The organism is Streptomyces sedi (genome assembly GCF_006335015.1).
Taxonomy (GTDB): domain Bacteria; phylum Actinomycetota; class Actinomycetes; order Streptomycetales; family Streptomycetaceae; genus Streptomyces; species Streptomyces sedi.
The window spans coordinates 321,435-337,521 of record NZ_VDGT01000001.1 but is presented as its reverse complement, the minus strand read 5'-3'; the positions used below and the strand labels follow the sequence as shown (position 1 = coordinate 337,521).

Annotated in this window: 17 protein-coding genes and 1 tRNA gene; 10 read left to right on the top strand and 8 right to left on the bottom strand. The window is 72.9% G+C overall.

What is annotated here, in order from left to right; all coding sequences use genetic code 11:
* Positions 1-81: 81 nt before the first annotated feature.
* From FH715_RS01345 to FH715_RS01320, 6 genes are all read left to right on the top strand, one after another.
* Complete coding sequence (locus FH715_RS01345; protein WP_139640113.1) at positions 82-1,131, top strand: FecCD family ABC transporter permease; 1,050 nt, start codon at positions 82-84, stop codon at positions 1,129-1,131.
* A complete protein-coding gene (locus tag FH715_RS01340) occupies positions 1,128-2,186 on the top strand; it encodes a FecCD family ABC transporter permease (RefSeq protein ID WP_139640112.1) in 1,059 nt (352 codons plus the stop codon). The genes FH715_RS01345 and FH715_RS01340 overlap by 4 nt, the downstream gene beginning before the upstream one ends.
* Positions 2,187-2,242: 56 nt before the next feature.
* Positions 2,243-3,070 carry an ABC transporter ATP-binding protein gene (locus FH715_RS01335; RefSeq protein WP_139640111.1) on the top strand — a complete coding sequence of 276 codons (828 nt, stop codon included), beginning with the start codon at positions 2,243-2,245 and terminating at the stop codon, positions 3,068-3,070.
* A 21-nt stretch (positions 3,071-3,091) separates the two neighbouring features.
* Positions 3,092-4,141 carry an iron-siderophore ABC transporter substrate-binding protein gene (locus FH715_RS01330; protein WP_139640110.1) on the top strand — a complete coding sequence of 350 codons (1,050 nt, stop codon included), beginning with the start codon at positions 3,092-3,094 and terminating at the stop codon, positions 4,139-4,141.
* A 296-nt stretch (positions 4,142-4,437) separates the two neighbouring features.
* Positions 4,438-4,671 carry a hypothetical protein gene (locus tag FH715_RS01325; protein WP_049575784.1) on the top strand — a complete coding sequence of 78 codons (234 nt, stop codon included), beginning with the start codon at positions 4,438-4,440 and terminating at the stop codon, positions 4,669-4,671.
* 125 nt (positions 4,672-4,796) lie between these two features.
* Positions 4,797-4,869, top strand: a tRNA-Ala gene (locus FH715_RS01320).
* An 80-nt stretch (positions 4,870-4,949) separates the two neighbouring features.
* Here the strand turns inward: FH715_RS01320 and FH715_RS01315 are convergent.
* On the bottom strand, positions 4,950-6,623 hold the full coding sequence (locus tag FH715_RS01315; protein WP_139640109.1) for an FAD-dependent monooxygenase: 1,674 nt from the start codon (positions 6,621-6,623) through the stop codon (positions 4,950-4,952).
* 178 nt (positions 6,624-6,801) lie between these two features.
* Between FH715_RS01315 and FH715_RS01310 the strand changes: the two genes are divergently transcribed.
* Complete coding sequence (locus FH715_RS01310) at positions 6,802-7,380, top strand: TetR/AcrR family transcriptional regulator (RefSeq protein ID WP_139640108.1); 579 nt, start codon at positions 6,802-6,804, stop codon at positions 7,378-7,380.
* 19 nt (positions 7,381-7,399) lie between these two features.
* Here the strand turns inward: FH715_RS01310 and sigJ are convergent, their stop codons facing one another.
* Positions 7,400-8,386: an RNA polymerase sigma factor SigJ gene (sigJ, locus tag FH715_RS01305; RefSeq protein WP_139640107.1), complete on the bottom strand. Its 987-nt coding sequence runs from the start codon at positions 8,384-8,386 to the stop codon at positions 7,400-7,402.
* A gap of 150 nt (positions 8,387-8,536) precedes the next feature.
* Between sigJ and FH715_RS01300 the strand changes: the two genes are divergently transcribed.
* Positions 8,537-8,911, top strand: a complete 375-nt coding sequence (locus tag FH715_RS01300; protein WP_139640106.1) for a DoxX family protein — start codon at positions 8,537-8,539, stop codon at positions 8,909-8,911.
* A gap of 36 nt (positions 8,912-8,947) precedes the next feature.
* Here FH715_RS01300 and FH715_RS01295 read toward each other — a convergent pair whose 3' ends face one another.
* From FH715_RS01295 to FH715_RS01285, 3 genes are read right to left on the bottom strand one after another with little or no spacing between them, the layout of a single operon-like run.
* On the bottom strand, positions 8,948-9,508 hold the full coding sequence (locus FH715_RS01295; protein WP_139640105.1) for a DUF4865 family protein: 561 nt from the start codon (positions 9,506-9,508) through the stop codon (positions 8,948-8,950).
* Entirely contained in the window at positions 9,508-9,909 is a 402-nt protein-coding gene (locus FH715_RS01290) for a (R)-mandelonitrile lyase (RefSeq protein ID WP_139640104.1), read from the bottom strand. The genes FH715_RS01295 and FH715_RS01290 overlap by 1 nt, the downstream gene beginning before the upstream one ends.
* On the bottom strand, positions 9,906-10,469 hold the full coding sequence (locus FH715_RS01285; protein ID WP_246108475.1) for a TetR/AcrR family transcriptional regulator: 564 nt from the start codon (positions 10,467-10,469) through the stop codon (positions 9,906-9,908). Before FH715_RS01285 ends, FH715_RS01290 begins: the two co-directional genes overlap by 4 nt.
* Positions 10,470-10,667: 198 nt before the next feature.
* Here FH715_RS01285 and FH715_RS01280 point away from each other — a divergent pair, with 198 nt between their 5' ends.
* Positions 10,668-11,144 carry a TIGR02611 family protein gene (locus tag FH715_RS01280; RefSeq protein WP_139640102.1) on the top strand — a complete coding sequence of 159 codons (477 nt, stop codon included), beginning with the start codon at positions 10,668-10,670 and terminating at the stop codon, positions 11,142-11,144.
* Positions 11,145-11,421: 277 nt separating this feature from the next.
* On the opposite strand, the gene FH715_RS01275 is transcribed toward FH715_RS01280, so the two are convergent.
* The 3 genes from FH715_RS01275 to FH715_RS01265 form a co-directional block, all read right to left on the bottom strand.
* Complete coding sequence (locus FH715_RS01275; protein ID WP_170184594.1) at positions 11,422-13,344, bottom strand: alpha/beta fold hydrolase; 1,923 nt, start codon at positions 13,342-13,344, stop codon at positions 11,422-11,424.
* Positions 13,345-13,490: 146 nt separating this feature from the next.
* A complete protein-coding gene (locus FH715_RS01270) occupies positions 13,491-14,171 on the bottom strand; it encodes a maleylpyruvate isomerase N-terminal domain-containing protein (RefSeq protein ID WP_246108474.1) in 681 nt (226 codons plus the stop codon).
* 97 nt (positions 14,172-14,268) lie between these two features.
* Positions 14,269-14,841 (bottom strand): TetR/AcrR family transcriptional regulator, encoded by a 573-nt coding sequence (locus FH715_RS01265; protein WP_139640100.1) that lies wholly within the window; start codon positions 14,839-14,841, stop codon positions 14,269-14,271.
* A gap of 143 nt (positions 14,842-14,984) precedes the next feature.
* Here FH715_RS01265 and FH715_RS01260 point away from each other — a divergent pair, with 143 nt between their 5' ends.
* Entirely contained in the window at positions 14,985-15,962 is a 978-nt protein-coding gene (locus FH715_RS01260) for an LLM class flavin-dependent oxidoreductase (RefSeq protein WP_139640099.1), read from the top strand.
* Positions 15,963-16,087 lie beyond the last annotated feature (125 nt).

Genomic DNA, 16,087 nt, shown 5'->3' with positions numbered 1-16,087 from the left:
TAGAGGCACGGGCGAGCGGCGGGGAAACGGCATGTCGGCAGGGAGCACAGCGGTCGTCATGCCCGTCACCGGGGCGCCGGGATGGTGATCGCGCCGCCCCGGGACGCCGAGGACACCGGGCGCCGTCGTGTCACCGGGCGGCCGAGGCTGGTCGCCGGGCTGCTGGTCGGGCTGCTCTTCCTGCTGCTGGCCTGCGCGGCGAGCCTCGCGTTCGGCGCCGAGAGCGTGCCGCCGGGGAAGGTCGTCACCGCGCTCACGGACTACGACCCCACCGACCGCGACCAGTTGGTCGTGCGCCATCTGCGGCTGCCGCGCACCCTCTCCGGGCTGCTGGTCGGCGCCGCGCTCGGCCTCGCCGGCACGGTGATGCAGGGTGTGGCGCGCAACCCGCTGGCCGACCCGGGGATGCTGGGGATCAACGCGGGCGCCGCGCTCTTCGTCGTGATCGGGATCGGCTGGCTGGGGCTCTCCTCGTTCTCCGGCTACGTCTGGTGCGGCTTTGTCGGCGCGCTGCTGGCGGCGCTGCTGGTCTACGGGGTGAGCGCGGTGGGCCGCGAGGGCGCGACGCCCGTCAAGCTCGCGCTGGCCGGCGCCACCACCACGGCCGCGCTCGGCTCGATCACCGGGGCGCTGGTGCTCAGCGACACCGACACCTTCGACCAGTACCGGTTCTGGCAGGTCGGGACGCTCTCCCGGACCGCGGACATCGTCGGCCAGGCCGCGCCGTTCATCCTTGTCGGCGCCGTCGGCGCGCTGCTGAGCGGGCGCTTCCTCAACACGCTCGCGCTGGGCGAGGACATGGCCCGCACCCTGGGGCAGCGCGTCGGTCTCGTCCGGGCGATGGGCGCGCTGTCCGTCGTGCTGCTCTGCGGCTCGGCCACGGCGCTGTGCGGGCCGATCGTCTTCGTCGGGCTGGTGGTGCCGCACATGGTGCGCGCCCTGACCGGCTCCGACTACCGCTGGGTGCTGCCCTACGCGGCCGTCGTGGCGCCGGCGCTGCTGCTGACCGCCGACGTGATCGGGCGGCTGGTCGCCCGGCCTTCGGAGATCCAGGTCGGGATCGTGACGGCGCTGCTGGGCTCCGTTCCGTTCATCCTGCTGGTGCGGCGCTGGAAGACGGCCGAGCTGTGAGCGCGGTGGTCACCGAACGGGTGGCGGCGGCCCGCGCCTCGGTGCGCGGCACCCGCCGGACGCGGCAGCGGCGCGAGGTCGTGGTCTCCGCGGTGCTGGTGGTGCTGGTCGCCGCGGCGTTCGTCGGCAGCGTGCTCTACGGCACGCGGACCGTCTCGCTCGGCGAGGTCGTCGAGGCGCTCGGCGGGGGCGGCACCCGCGCCACGTACTACCTGGTCGTCGAGTTGCGGCTGCCGCGCGCGCTGACCGGGCTGCTGGTCGGGCTCTGCTTCGGGCTGGCCGGCGCGCTCTTCCAGACGCTGCTGCGCAACCCGCTGGCCAGCCCGGACGTGATCGGCATCAGCGCCGGCGCCAGCGCGGCGGCCGTGGTCGCCAGCGTGGCCTTCGGGCTGAGCGGCGCCGCCATGTCGCTCTCCGCGCTGGGCGGGGCGCTGCTGGCCGCCACGTTGATCTACCTGCTGGCCTGGCGGAACGGGGTGTCGGGGCAGCGCCTGGTGCTCGTCGGCATCGGCGTGGCCGCCGCGTTGACCAGCGTCGTCTCGCACATGATGACGCGCTCCTCGGCCGTGGTCGCGCAGGAGGCGCGGATCTGGCTGGCCGGCAGCCTCAACGGCAGGACGTGGGAGCACGTCGGCCCGCTGCTGGCCGCCGTCGTGCTGCTCTTCCCGCTGACGGTGGCGGCGGCCCGTTCGCTCGGCACGCTGCAACTGGGCGACGAGGCGGCCAGCGCGCTCGGCACCCGGGTGGAGCGCTCGCGGGTGGCGCTGATCGGCTGCGCGGTCGCGCTGACCGGGGCGGCGACGGCGGCGGCCGGGCCGGTGGGCTTTGTCGCCTTCGTCTCCGGGCCGATCGCGCGGCGGCTGCTGGGGCGCGAGGCGCCGGCGCTGCTGCCGTCCGCGCTGATCGGCGCGCTGATCGTGCTGGTCTCCGACCAGGTCGCCCAACACGCCCTGGGCTCCAACCAGTTCCCGGTCGGCATGGTCACCAGCATCATCGGTGCCCCCTATCTGCTGTGGCTGCTCACCCGGGCCAACCGGAAGGGGCGCGGCGGATGATCCGGAACGGACGGGACGGACGGAACGGAGCGGACGCACGACGCGGGGAGAGGGCGATGACGGACAGGCACACGCTGAGCACCGAACGGCTGGTGCTGGCCTACGACGGGCGCGAGGTCGTCCGGGAGCTGTCGTTCGAGGTGCCGCCCGGCCGGTTCACGGCCGTCGTCGGGCCCAACGCCTGCGGCAAGTCGACGCTGCTGCGCGGCATGGCGCGGCTGCTCGCGCCCGCCTCCGGCGCGGTGCTGCTGGACGGGCGCGCGATCCACGAGCTGTCCACCAGGGAGGTGGCCGCCCGGCTCGGGATGCTGCCGCAGAGCCCGCTGGCCCCGGAGGGCATCACGGTGACGGACCTGGTCAGCCGGGGGCGCTACCCGCACCAGGGCTGGTTCCGGCGGTGGACGGCCGAGGACGAGACGGCGGTGGCGGAGGCGCTGGTCGCCACCGACGTGGCGGAGCTGGCGGCCCGCCCGGTCGACGAGCTGTCCGGCGGGCAGCGCCAACGGGTGTGGATCGCGATGGCGTTGGCGCAGCACACGGACCTGCTGCTGCTGGACGAGCCGACCACGTACCTGGATCTGCCGCACCAGGTGGAGGTCCTCGACCTGCTGACCGACCTCAACCGGGCCGAGGGCACCACGGTGGTGACCGTGCTCCACGACCTCAACCTGGCCTGCCGCTACGCCGACCACCTGGTGGCGATGCGCGACGGGCGAATCGTCGCCCAGGGCGCGCCGGCCGAGGTGCTGACCGAGGACGTGGTGGCCGAGGTCTTCGGCATGGGGTGCCTGCTGCTGACCGACCCGCTCTCCGGAACACCGATGGTGGTGCCCGTGGGGCGGCACCACTGTGACGACCGGCACCTCCCCGCCGAAAGCGGCTGAGGTTAGGCTAACCTAACCGGCATGTACGCACGTGTCTCCCGCCACGGCCGGCGCTCCCGGCTCACCCGCACCGGAGTGGGCCTGTCGGCGTTGCTCCTGGCCCTGTCCACCGCCTGCGCCTGGTCCGGAGAGGACGAGGGGGACGACCAGTCGTCCCCGGAGTCCGGGGAGTCCGGGGAGTCCGGCGACTCGGGCGCGTTCCCCGTCGACGTCCCGACCAAGTTCGGCGAGGTCACCGTCGCCGAGGAGCCGCAGCGGGTGCTCGCCCTCGGCTGGGGCGACGCCGAGACCGCGCTGGCGCTCGGCGTCCAGCCGGTCGGCGCCAGCGACTGGCTCGCGTTCGGCGGCGACGGCGTCGGCCCGTGGGCGGAGGGGCTCTACGACGAGTCACCGGAGATCATCGGCACGCTGGAGCCGGAGTACGACCGCATCAGCGAGCTGAACCCGGACCTCATCCTCGACACCAAGTCCAGCGGCGACGAGGAGCGTTACGAGCAGCTGTCGCGGATCGCGCCGACCGTCGGCGTGCCGGACGCGGACGCCGGCGAGTACAAGATCTCCTGGCAGGAGCAGACGCGGCTGGTCGCCACCGCGCTCGGCCGCGAGGAGCGGGGCGAGGAGCTGATCGCCGACCTGGAGGGCCAGTTCTCCGAGCAGGCCGAGGCACACCCCGAGTTCGCCGGCAAGGAGATCACCGTCGGCAGCCTCTACAGCGGCGGCTGGGGCGCCTACGTGCGGGGCGGCGGGCGCGTGGAGTTCGTCGAGGCGCTGGGCTTCGAGAACAACGCGGAGATCCAGGAGCAGGCCACCGACGCGTTCTCCGTCTCGATCTCCCACGAGCGGCTCGAACTCCTGGACGCCGACGTGATGTTGATGACCGTCATCGGCGTGGACGCCTCCATGATCGAGGACGACCCGCTGTACCGCTCACTGCCGGCCGTCGAGGACGGCCGCGCGACCGTGATGGAGCGCGAGGTCGGCGAGCCGTTCGCCGCCAACACCCCGCTCTCCATCCCGCACGCCCTCGAACAACTGGTGCCGGTGCTGGAGGAACTGACCGCCGACGGGTGAGCCGAGGGGCGAGCCGAACGGCGACCTCCCCCGGGCTCGCCGAGACGGTTCCGCGCCGCTCGCGCGGGCGTTGAAGCGCCGGCGACATCCCGCCCAACGGCGGGCGAAGCGGGGGGTTCGCTGGTCTCGATCCCGTCTCCTTGTCGGGGAGGCGGGATCAAGCGGCTTATCGGAAAGCCCGTGACATGGCAGAATCGTGGACACGCCGGGCAGCGGGCGCTCCGGCGAGTGACCCGGCGGCGACGGAGGGGTATGCCTCGTGTGCACGGCCCACAACCGAGGGTGGAGCTGACCGTATGGGTGCACACAGCAGGAAGTGCGACTGGTGCGGCGCTGGCACGCCCATTGTGCGCGACCTCCAGCCGGTCAACGTCGCCTACCAGTACTGGTGCGTGGAGTGCGCCCGCGCCCTGATCATCAAGGGCGACCCGATCGAGGTCTACCGCGAGCTGGAGGGCGAGCCGATCTACGGTCGTCTCCTGGACGAGCACTGCGCCCTCAAGCGGTTCTACTCGTTCGCGAGCGTCTGACCGACCCCCGTTCCGCCTGTCCGGGGCCCGCCCCCAACGGATTGGCAAAGGGCCCGGGGGAGTGTGTAAAGTAGGCATCGCCGCCAGGGGGAACCCGAAAGGGAAACCTCGGGCGGACCAGGCAAGGGGCTATAGCTCAGTTGGTAGAGCGCTTGCATGGCATGCAAGAGGTCAGGAGTTCAATTCTCCTTAGCTCCACAGCTCAGAGGCCGTCTCCCGCGAGGGAGGCGGCCTCTTGGTGTCGCTGGGCACGGTTGCTTGACCGTCCCCGCGGTGTCTCAGAGCCTGAAGTGGTCGGACCCCTCACGGGGATTCGTCCGCGCGCGCACCGGCGTCGCGCACCGTTCCGCGCGGGACGGGGCCGGGTGTGACGGGTCGGCGGCGGTGATCCTTCGCAGGTACGCGGCCACGGCGGCGGCATCCGGACCCTCCGCCGTCATTCCCACATGGCCGTCGGGACGAACCAGCACGAGGCCGCTGTCCGCGATGCCGTAGAGGTCGTGCGCCTCACCGGCGCTGTCGACGAGGGCCGGTTCCGAGGGATCGGGCGGGGAGCCGGCGGCGAGGACGCGGTGGGCGCGCACGGCGCTTCGCGTCGCCGCCGGAAGGCGTGGGAAGGGGGTGCGGCCGAAGACGAGCAGCGTGACGTGCGTGCCGCGGAACAGGTCGAACAGCCTGACGCGTTCGCCGTTCGCCGGGCTGGTGCAGCGCGCGTCCGGAGCGCGGTCACCCGCGCGGATCCCGATCTGGGAGGCCGAGTCGACGGCGAGGCTGCCACCCCGGTAGGTGAGGGCGAGCTGGCTGGTGTCGGCGAACGGGTCGCGGCCCCGGAAGGCGTCGACGATGCGCCCCGAGACCCGCGCGGTGTCGGAGCCGGCCCAGGACTTCCCGCGGGCGGTCGTCGAGGCCAGCACGCGTTCGGCGACGGGCTTCCGCTCCTCCTCGTAGGTGTCGAGCAGCGAGGCCGGGGCGCCGCGGAGGGCTTCCGCGAGCTTCCAGCCGAGGTTGTAGGCGTCCTGGATGCCGGTGTTCATGCCCTGGCCGCCCGCGGGAGTGTGCACATGAGCGGCGTCGCCGGCCAGGAAGACGCGCCCCCGGCGGAACCGGTCGACCACGCGGATGTTGACCTGATACACGGAGAGATAGACGGCGTCGCGGAAGCTCACCCCGGGCAGTCCGACGTGCCGGTCGAACGCCGCGGTGACGGTCTCCAGGGTGACGGGCGCGTCGTCCCGGCCGTCCTTCGGCGGCAGCGGCGCGGTGAAGAACCAGGTGCGGCTCCTCGGCATCGGGTACAGGGTCACCATGCCGCCGGTGCCGGTGGCCCACATGTGCGCCACCGCGGGGTCCAGGCCGTCGACGTCGAGATTGCCGAACAACATGCGCTGCCGGTCCCAGGTCTCCCCGAGAAAGCTGATCCCGGCCAGCTTGCGCACGGTGCTGCCGGCGCCGTCGCAGCCGACGAGATAGCGCGCCCGTACCGCCCGCGGCTCTCCGCCGGCACGGATCGACGCCGTGACCCCCTCGTGGTCCTGCGCGACATCGGTCAGTTCCGCGCCGAGTTCGACGTGCCGGCCGAGTGATGCCAGCCTCGCGCGCAGCGCGGCCTCGGTGAACTGCTGCCCCACGATGAGGCTGCCCGGGTACGGGGCGCCCGGAACAGGTGGTGCCTCGTAGAGCGTCGCCTCGCGCACCAGCCGCCCCTCGGTGTCGTAGAAGCGCGTCGGGAGCGGCGTCTCGGCGTGCCTGGTCACGTCGCCGAGCACGCCGAGATCCTCCAGCACCTCCTGGGTGCGGGCGCGCACCCCGCGCGCCCGCGTCCCGACCGGGTGGGCGCCGGCACGCTCGACGACGCGCGCATCGACGCCGCGGCGGGCGAGATCGCACGCCAGCGTGAGCCCCACTGGCCCGGCACCGACGATCAGGACGTCGGTGGGGGTTGAGTCCGTCATGGGAGAGCTCCCTGTCGTCCGATGGATGGAATGGGCGTGCGCCCATTATGAGTGGGCGCACGCCCACAAAGCCAGCGACGGTTCACGGTTCCGGTGACCGGCGGATGGTCCCCGACGTAGAGTGGCCGGGTGCCCACCAGGCGGCACACGCGCGTTCGCGCGAAGGAAGGAGAGCCGCGTGCCCACCGGAGTGCCGATACGGGACGCGGAGCAGCAGTTGTTCGCCGCCGCCGAGCGCGTCCTGCTCCGCGACGGGCCGAGCGCGTTGACCAGTCGGGCGGTCGCCGCCGAAGCCGGCGTCGCGAAAGGGCTGGTGCACCGGCACTTCGCGGACTTCGACGCGTTCCTCGCCGGTCTCGTGCTCGACCGCACGGCCCGATGGGAGCGGCAGGCGAGCGCGTTGTCGGCATCCGCAGGACAGGACGATGTCGTCGAGCATCTCACCGAAGCGCTGGTGCGGTTGTTCTCACCGGTGACGGTCTCCATCGTCGGGCTGATCATCGCTCGCCCCGCCCTGCGGGACCGGCTGCGCGAGGCGGGAACGGCTCGCATCCCGCTTCTGGGAGAGGGCACGGAGACGATCCGCGCCTGTCTGGCCGCCGCGCGGCGACGAGGACATCTGGCCGGCGAGGCGGACGTGGGCACCATCGCCCCGCTGCTCACCGGCGCGGTCCATCTGCTCTGCACGGAACGGGAGTGCGCCCCTCCGCCGCACGCGGAGGTGCGGAAGATCGTCCGGGCGGCCCTCGGCGGGTGAGAGGCGGCCGTCGCGCCGCTCAGTCCGTGTCGCGCCGAGCGTCCCGGCGGGCCCGGTTGCGTTCGCGTGTGGTCGCGCGGAGGTCGCCGACGGGCCCGAGGTGCGCCAGCTTCTCCGGGTTCGTCACGGAGCGGAGCGTCTGGATCTGGCCGTCGTGGATCTCCAGCACCCACGCGGCGAGGACGCCGCCGTCTCGGTCCAGAACGAGCGCGCCGGGCTGCCCGTTGAGCTCGCGCCGTCGGAGCCCCGCCCCGAGGGCGAGCAGCGGAGAGACGGCGTTCGCCAGCAACCGTGCGGTGCGCCGAGCGCCGTACGTGCCCCCGGTGCCGCCGGCGATGCCGCCGCCGTCGTTGAGCGCGGCGACGTCGGCGGCCAGAAAGGTCTCCAGCGCCTCGACGTCGCCGTCCCGGAGCGCGGAGAGGAAACGGTCGGCCAGCTGGGACCGCTTGCGGCGGTCGGCCTCGAAGCGCGGGCGCCCGGCGTCGACGTGGCGCCGCGCGCGTGACCTGAGTTGACGGCACGCGCCCTCGGTGCGGCCCACGATCCCCGAGATCCGCGCGTAGTCGAAACCGAAGACGTCGTGCAGTACGAACACCGCCCGCTCCAGCGGGCTGAGCCGTTCGAGCAGCACCAGCACCGCCATCGACACCGAGTCGGCGAGCTCCACGGCCCGCATCGGATCGGCGGTCCCGTTCCCGTTCCACGGTCCGCTGCCGCCGGTCCCGGTCGGGAGCGGCTCCGGGAACCACGGCCCCACATACGTCTCCCGGCGCACCCGCGCCGAGCGGAGCACGTCGATGGAGAGGCGCGTGACGATGGTGCACAGGTAGGCACGGAGCGAGTCCGGCTCGACCCTCGCCGTCGCGTAGCGCAGCCATGTCTCCTGCACCGCGTCCTCCGCCTCGGCGACGCTGCCGAGGATCTGGTAGGCCACGGCGAAGAGGGTCGGACGCAACTCCTCGAAGTCGGCCGACCGTTCGCCGGTGCCCGCGCTCTCTCGTGCCACCGCTGCTCCCCTCCTGTCATGGGCTTCCCCAGAGGAGACGACGCGGCGCCCCGCGCTGTGACACGGCCGGCCGAACCCGAAGCGGTGTCACACCGGCGGGCGCCGTCTCGTCTCGGCTTCGGAAGCGTCATCGCGAGCGGGAGCAGAACCATGAACATCGCACTCTGGGCGGTCGCCAGCCTCTTCGCCTTCGGCTTTGTCGCCGGTGGCGTCCTCAAGCTGACCTGGCCCTACGAGAGATACGCCGCGAAGCTGCACTGGCCGCGGGACTTCACGCCCGGCAACGTGAAGTTCATGGGCGTCGCCGAGCTTCTCGGCGGGCTCGGCCTGGTCCTCCCCGGCGTCTTCGACATCGCGCCCGTTCTGGTGCCGGTGGCCGCCTCGGGGCTGGCCCTGTACATGGCCGGGGCCGTCACCGAGCGGATGAGGCGGGCCGAGTACAGGGAGCTGCTCGGGGACCTGGTCTTCCTCGCCGCGATGGTCTTCGTGGCCTGGGGGCGCTTCGGACCGTTCCCCTTCCACTGATCCGCGGTCCACCGACCCGACGGAGCCGTGTTCGGCTCAGCCGCGGGGCCCCGGTGAGACGTGCAGGACCTCGTAGCCGGTGGCCCCGTGGTCCGTCGTCGGCTGGTCGGCGGTGAGTTCGGCCAGCAGCAGGGTCCAGGTCGTGACGTCGACCGCGGCCACCCTGCGTACGGTCGACGGGCCGCCGGAGGCGAGGAAGTCCCTGGTGAGGTCGTCGATCACGTCGACGGGGGCGACGCCGGCGGGTAGCGGTCGGGTCTGGACCGACATCCCGCGGGCCTGGTCGAGAGCGCGGGGCCCCTCGCGGAGGTCGATGAGGGTCCAGTCCTGGATGGGGCGTCGGCCGAAGTCGCGGACGATCGCCGAGTAGCCGGGCTCGCCCCAGCAGAACGCCCGCATCCCGTCGATGTCGTTCCAGACGTAGAACGGGGCGTACTCGTTCTCCGTGGCACCGTTCGCCTTCTCGCGGATCAGATAGGCCTTGAAGTTCAGGCCGGGGAATCCGTCGAGGAGATGGCCGGTGCGGGCGACGCGCTCGCGGATGATCCGCATGTCGTAGTCGGCGGGCAGCGGGACGGAGTACCGCATGGCGTACATCAGGGACTTCCCTTCGAAGGCGTTGATCGCTCGTCGTGGTGGTAGGTGGTGTCCGAGACGGGTTCGCTCCAGGTCACGGTGGCGCCGTCGGCCGCGGCTTCCTGCATGGCGATGTGCGTCATGGGCCCGGCCGGTGCGGCTCCGTGCCAGTGCCGGGCGGCGGGTGGGATCCACAGGGAGTCTCCGGGGCCGAGCTCCGCGACGGGCGCTCCTTCGAGTTGGACGCGGGCGACCCCCGCGGTCACGAGGAGCAGCTGTCCGTGGGGATGCGTGTGCCAGTGCGTACGTGCCTCGGCGGCGAAGGTGACCTCGTAGGCCACCAGCCTGGAATCGCCGTCCGCGACGCGCAGTGCCCTCGCGCTGACCCGGCCGGTGAATGTCGGGTGTTCGGGGAGGGTCACGCCGCGGCCCGTTCCAGCAGGGCGACGGCGCCGTCCACCGCGGCGTCGAACGGCGAGGTGTCGCCGTGCGCCCTCGCGAGCACGTAGCCGCCCTGCACGACCGCGGCGACGGTGCAGGCCAGCGCTTCGGGATCGATGTCCTCGCGCAGCTCACCGTTCTCGACGCCCTGACGCACGACACCGGCGAGGGTTTCCACCAGCCAGTCCATCGTCCTCGTCACGGGCGCCATCAACGCCGGCGAGGCGAGCACGTCGGCGTCATAGGTCATCCGCCCCATCCGGCAGCCGCGGAGACTCTCCCGCTGGCGACGGAGGTAACCTTCCAACCTTTCCAACGCGGTCCCCGGGCCGGACAGCACCGCCTGGGCGTCGTGCCGCAGCGCTTCCGCGCTCTCCTCAAGTGCCGCGACCGCCAGGTCCTCCTTGCCGTGGAAGTGGTGGTACATGCTGCCCTGCCCGGCCGAGGCCGCCGCCTGAATGACCTTCGGGCTGGTCGCCGCGTAGCCCCGCTCCCACAGCAACTCCCGGGTTGCGGCGAGGAGGCGCTTTCGAGTCTCCATGGCACGACTGTACATACCAATAGGTACAGGCGCCAGCCGCGGGAATGACCGTCCGTGGTCCGCAACCTTCCGTGGGGGGTTGGGCGTCTGGAAAGATGCGGGGCGCCCGGGGCGGACGTCCCGGGTTTGCTCGGGTGGTGTCCTGGTGACAGGGTCGGGCGGACGGTGCCGGTTGCTGACGAGGAGTTGCCCGACGCGATGACCCATACCGATACGCAGAGCGACGAAGGAGGCCTCACGGCCGCGCCCGGCGGGGTGGGGACGGTCACCGAACCCGTGCCCGTCCCGGTTCCGGCAGACGAGAAGCCGCTCGGTACGCGCGCGCCGTCGTTCGTGCGCAACTCGCGCCCGCTGCACGCGTGTTGGCAGGTCGGGGTCTTCATCGTCGGGCTCGTGGTCGTGGTGGTCGGCATCATCATGCTGCCCCTGCCGGGCCCCGGTTGGCTGGTGATCTTCGCGGGGATGGCGATCTGGGCGACCGAGTTCGTCTGGGCGCAGCTGGTGCTGCGCTGGACCAAGCGCAAGGTCACCGAGTACGCGCAGCGGGCGCTCGACCCCAGGGTGCGGCGGCGGAACATCATCCTGACGACCGTCGGCCTCGTGATCTGCGGGGCGCTGCTCGCGGTCTACCTGTGGAAGTACGGCATCGTCATGCCGTGGAGCATCAGCGAGTGACCCTGCCGGGCGTGACCAGGCCGGCCTCTTGAGGCGAAGGTGACGGCCCCGGGCCCGCGCCAGCTCCCGGCCGCGCGGGGCGCGCCGATGCCCACGGCGGCCACGACCGCGGTCGCGGGGAGGAGCGTCCGGACGAACAGCGGGGAGCGACCGCGGGTCGCGGACGCCGCCCGCCCGCGCGGCCTCGACGAAAGCGCCGACGCCCAGCGCGCGGGCGGCCCCCGGCCGGCGGACCTCGGCTCACCGGCCAGGGGCCGGACTTCCACGTCGCGCGCGCCTACGGCGCCGGCACGGTGACGGCGAACGGCGTGCCGTCGAGCGTGCCGGTCACCCGTACCGCGTCCTCGGCCGTGCGCGTGGTCCAGTCGAACCGCACGTCCGCCACGTCGCCGTCCGCCTCCACCCGCACGTCGGCGCCGGCCGTGTCGCCCTCCGAAACGTGCGCCTCGCCGGTGACGGCCACGTCCTCGACCCAGCTGGCTCCGTCGAGGACGACGGTGCCGGACTCGCGGTCGAGGGTGATCCGTCCGTCGCGGAGCCCTGGCTGCTCTGCCTCCTGCCCGACCAGGCCGGCTTCCGGCAGGGTGCGGGAGAGCGCGTCGTCGACCGTGCCGAAGGCGGCGGCGAGCAGCCGCCCGTCCGCCGGGTCGAGCCCGTCGGACGGGCCGACCGGGGGCGGGACCTGGGCCAGGACGCGCGGAAACGTGCCCAGCGCGCGGTAGTTCTCAGCGTCGCAGCCCGGCTCGCCGACCGGTTGCTCCGGGGTGGCGAGGAAGGAGCGCACCACCTCGCGCAGGCAGGCGCCGTGGGGGTCAGCGCCGTCGAGCGCGTCGACATGGCCGCCGAACGGCACGGTGAGCGCCTGCCCGTTCGGGAAGCGGTCCGCGACCAGCTCGGCCTCGTCCGCTCCCATTCCGCCGTCGAGTTCGCCGCCGATGACCAGGGCGGGGACATCCGGATACGCGGCGCCGGGAGGGATCGGCGGCGACTCGCGTCCGGCCGGCCAGGGCACGCACCACTGTGGGTAGGAGCCGCCGGTGAAACCGAAGACCTCCTCGACGGTGAAGGGGGCGACGGGCCGCTCGTTCGCGTAGTTCTCGTCGAGTTGCCGCTGACGCTCAGCCGCGGGGGCTTCGCGGTCGAACGGGTAGGTGAAGTCGCCGCAGCTGTAGGGAAGAGCGGCGGTGTCGTCCTCGTTGATCGGCACCCCCGGCTGCTGCACGATGTCGAGCACCGGCAGCGCCAGCCGGTGCAGCGGCGCCGGGTCGCCGTCGAGATAGGCGGCGACCGCCGCGTTGATCTCCCGGCCGATCACCGCGTCCCCGCCCTTCTTCTGGACGACCTGCGCGAGGGCCTCCAGCGGCACCCGCTCGTCTGGCCTCTCACGCAGCAGCTCCACGAGGGAGGCGAGCCTGTCGTCCGCGCTGCCCGGAAGCTCCCGGTAGGCGACGGAACGTTCGCACACCATGTCCAGGTCGGCGAGGCCGCGCCCGAAGGAGTCCACGGCGAGCGCGCGGCCGTACCCCTCGGGGCGCATCAGGTCGGGGCTGTCCAGGAGAACGGCCGCGGTGCGGTCGGGGAACCGGGTGGCGTAGGCCTGGGCGTACACGGTGCCGTACGAGCTGCCGTAGAAGCTGAGCCGCTCCACGCCGAGCGCGTCCCTGATCGCGTCGATGTCGGCGACGGCCTGATCGGTCGCGTAGAAGTCCCGGTCGGGGCCCAGTTGTTCGGCGCACGACGCAATCGTCGCCGGGTCGCGCACGTCGAGCCCCGGGCAGCGCAGCGGGCTGGACGTTCCGGTGCCACGCATGTCGACGACCAGCAGGTTCAGATGGTCGAGCGCCGGGCCGAGCAGTTCGCGGAAGACCTCCGTGCCCCCGGTATAGGCACCGAACCCGCCGGGGTGGACCAGAACCGTACCTGTCGCCGGGCTCGACCGGCCCGCGCGCGGCACCCAGGCGAAGCCCGCCTCGATCGTCCGCCCTTCCGGCTCCGCCCAGTTCAGCGGCACGTCGAGCGTGCCGTCGCACTGTTCGGTCGCCTCGGCGCAGGGGTGGCGCGCCGTGTCGTGGGCCGGATCGTCCGTCCGTCCGTTCCGCTCGACGCCGACGGCGGCTCCGGCACCGAGCACGGTGAAAGCGGCTGCGGTCGCGGCGAACCGCCTGCTCTTCCACACCTTGTTGATCGCTGACCTCTTCACGCGGGTCACGCTAGGTTCCGGGAGTGGGCGAAGGCGTCACACCCGCGGTTGACTTCGGCGTAGGCCTGGAGGTCTACGGCCGGCGGAACGCTTCCCCCGGGGAGGCACGTGCACGGGGCGCGGACGTTTCCTCGGAGGGCGCCGGCTCACCCCAGGACGAGCGGGAGCCTGGTCGCGAGGTCGCCGAAAGCCTCCCGTTCGGCCTCGGTCGGTGGGCGGCGGCCGGTGGCGACGGTGAGCGCGTCGGCGTCGGGGAGCGCGGCGGGGAACGCCGCGCCCGCGAGGCGTTCCAGGGCGGCGCGCGCGGCGGCGAGTGACGCGGCGGCGGGCCCCGGAGCCGTCGGGCGGTGGGCGACCAGGTCGAGGTGGTGGAGGGTCCACTCCAGCACGTAGGAGGAGAGGAAGTCCTCCACGGTCAGCACCATCTCCTGGGTGCCGACGCGGGCGGCCGGGTCCGCGAGCCGGGCGGCGCGGCCGGCGGCGGAGCCGACGTCGTCCAGGTGGAACCTGAGCAGCGCCGGGTCGCCGTAGGCGGCGGCGAGGCGGGGGATCAGCGCGTCGAGCGGGGCGTCGCCGGTCGGGGCCTCGACGAGGAGACGCCAGTAGCTGTCGGCGTCCGCCGTCGGCTCCGTCTCGGCCGGGGTGGCCAGGGTGATCAGCACGTCCTGGGCGTCGATCACCAGATGGCAGACCAGGTCGCGCACCAGCCAGCCGGCGCAGCCGGAGGGCAGCGCGAAGTCCTCGTCGGGAGTCTCGGCGACGGCGGTCAGCAGCGCCGACAGGGCGCGTGAGAAGAGCGGTTCGTGCGGGGCGTCCACGGTGTTCACACCGTCGGAGGCTAGGGGCGCGCGCGGGGGCGGACAACCGACTTCCCGCGCCCGCGCGCCCCGGCTGCTGCCGGCGCCTCACGTTTTCGGTGCCCCGCTAACGGTGCAGCCCGTCGAAGAGCAGGTCGAGTAGCCGGGCGACGCGCGCCGGCGAGTCCGGCAGGCCCTGCTCGTGGGCCCAGGCGACGCCGGCGACCAGGACGAAGAATTCGGTGGGGGTGACGTCGGTCCGGACCGTTCCCGACTCCTGGGCTCGGCGCAGGAGTTCGGTGCCGACTTCGCGCATCGCGGCGCAGGAGGCGTGCAGCCGGGTGGTCTCGTCGTCCAGGGGCTGGGCGACCTCGGCGGTCAGACCGCGGAAGGTGGTGGTCGCGGCGACGAAGGAGTGGGTCCACTCGGTGAGGGCCGGGCCTGGCGGACGGGTGGCCAGTAGCGTGCGGCCGGTGGCTGTCAGGGTGTCGAAGCGGGCCCCGAGCAGTGCCTCCAACAGGTCCTGGCGTGTGGGGAAGTGGCGGTAGAGGGTGCCGATCCCGACGCCGGCTCGGGTGGCGATCTGTTCCAACGAGGCACGTGTCCCGTGCTCGGCGAAGGTCGCCTGCGCCTCGGCGAGCAACCGCTCGCGGTTTCTCCTGGCATCGGCGCGGCGTGGCGGGCCCTTGGCCTCGTGCACTGTTCCACTTCCCCATTCCGTCTTCCCTCTGGGCCGCAGAGGGCCGCCTCCGTATGGTAGATCCCCGGAAACGGAGGTAGGCTCCGTTTGGGTCTTCGGATGGCGGGTTTCCAGCGGCCGGCGGGTGAGAGGGGCGAACGATCATGAAGAGCGCGGGATTCGACGGGGTGGCCGACCGCTGGTGGACGGCGGAACGGGCCAGGGCGCGGCTCGGCCCCTTCGGGGTGTGGGTCGCGCCGGCTACCCTGCTCGCCACGCCGGTGGCCGTCATCCGCGCGCAGCTGCGCAGGCTGGAGGGGGTGGGTTACGGGTCGTTCTGGACGGGGGAGCCGCCGGCGGGTGCACCAGCGGCGGGGCGCGAGGTGTTCAGCCAGCTCGCGGTGGCGCTTGCGGCCACCGACCGATTGGTGCTGGGGGCGGGGATCGCGAACGTGGCGGCGCGGGTGCCGTCAGCGACACACACCGCGGCGGCCACGCTGGCCGAGGCGTACCCGGACCGGCTAGTGCTGGGGCTCGGCGGAGCGGGTGGGCCCCGGCCTTTGAGCGCGCTGCGGGAGTACCTTGACGCGTTGGACGCTGTGGCGGCGCGCGCGTTGCCTGGCGCCCGGTATCCCCGGGTGCTGGCGGCGCTCGGGCCGAAGGCGTTGCGGTTGGCGCGTGAACGGGTCGACGGTGTACACCCGTTCCTCCAGCCGGTGGCGCATACGGCGTTCGCCAGACGGGTGGTGGGGGAGGGGCCGCTGGTCGTGCCGCACTTGGCGGTGAGTCTGGAGCCGGAGCCCGCGCTGGCGCGGGAGGCTATTCGGGCCGTGCGCAGGGCCAGCGGCTCCGGGCCCGTGCCGGGGGAGGGCGGGGAGAACGAGATGAGTGGGGGGGATGGGGGAAACGCCTATGACCGCAGCTATCGGCGCCTTGGCTTCGGGGATGCCGATCTGGTGGACGGTGGCAGCGACGCGCTGGTGGACGCGCTTCTAGCGCATGGTGAGCCGCTGTCGGTGGTGACACGCGCACGGGAGCACCTGGAGGCGGGGGCCGACCACGTGCTGCTGCATCCGCTGACGGCTGACCTTCCGTCGGCGGTGGACGACCTGGAGCGGTTGGCTCCGTTCTTGTTGGCGTGATGGCGTGATGGCGTGTCGGAGACGGTGTTCCGCGCCCCGTTGGCTCTTTCGCGCTGGTGGGTGAGCCGCCCGCGCGTCTGGGGCGTGGAATAAGCGCGAGTTCTGGGACGGGTTGGGCGCCGGAT

What these genes read in the sequence shown, in the direction of transcription:
- FH715_RS01330 (WP_139640110.1), top strand. Translation starts at nt 3,092, where the DNA reads ATGTACGCACGTGTCTCCCGCCACGGCCGGCGCTCCCGGCTCACCCGC.
- FH715_RS01280 (WP_139640102.1), top strand. Translation starts at nt 10,668, where the DNA reads ATGACCCATACCGATACGCAGAGCGACGAAGGAGGCCTCACGGCCGCG.
- FH715_RS01300 (WP_139640106.1), top strand. Translation starts at nt 8,537, where the DNA reads ATGAACATCGCACTCTGGGCGGTCGCCAGCCTCTTCGCCTTCGGCTTT.
- FH715_RS01295 (WP_139640105.1), bottom strand. Translation starts at nt 9,508, where the DNA reads ATGTACGCCATGCGGTACTCCGTCCCGCTGCCCGCCGACTACGACATG.
- FH715_RS01260 (WP_139640099.1), top strand. Translation starts at nt 14,985, where the DNA reads ATGAAGAGCGCGGGATTCGACGGGGTGGCCGACCGCTGGTGGACGGCG.
- FH715_RS01335 (WP_139640111.1), top strand. Translation starts at nt 2,243, where the DNA reads ATGACGGACAGGCACACGCTGAGCACCGAACGGCTGGTGCTGGCCTAC.
- FH715_RS01325 (WP_049575784.1), top strand. Translation starts at nt 4,438, where the DNA reads ATGGGTGCACACAGCAGGAAGTGCGACTGGTGCGGCGCTGGCACGCCC.
- FH715_RS01345 (WP_139640113.1), top strand. Translation starts at nt 82, where the DNA reads ATGGTGATCGCGCCGCCCCGGGACGCCGAGGACACCGGGCGCCGTCGT.
- FH715_RS01315 (WP_139640109.1), bottom strand. Translation starts at nt 6,623, where the DNA reads ATGACGGACTCAACCCCCACCGACGTCCTGATCGTCGGTGCCGGGCCA.
- FH715_RS01285 (WP_246108475.1), bottom strand. Translation starts at nt 10,469, where the DNA reads ATGGAGACTCGAAAGCGCCTCCTCGCCGCAACCCGGGAGTTGCTGTGG.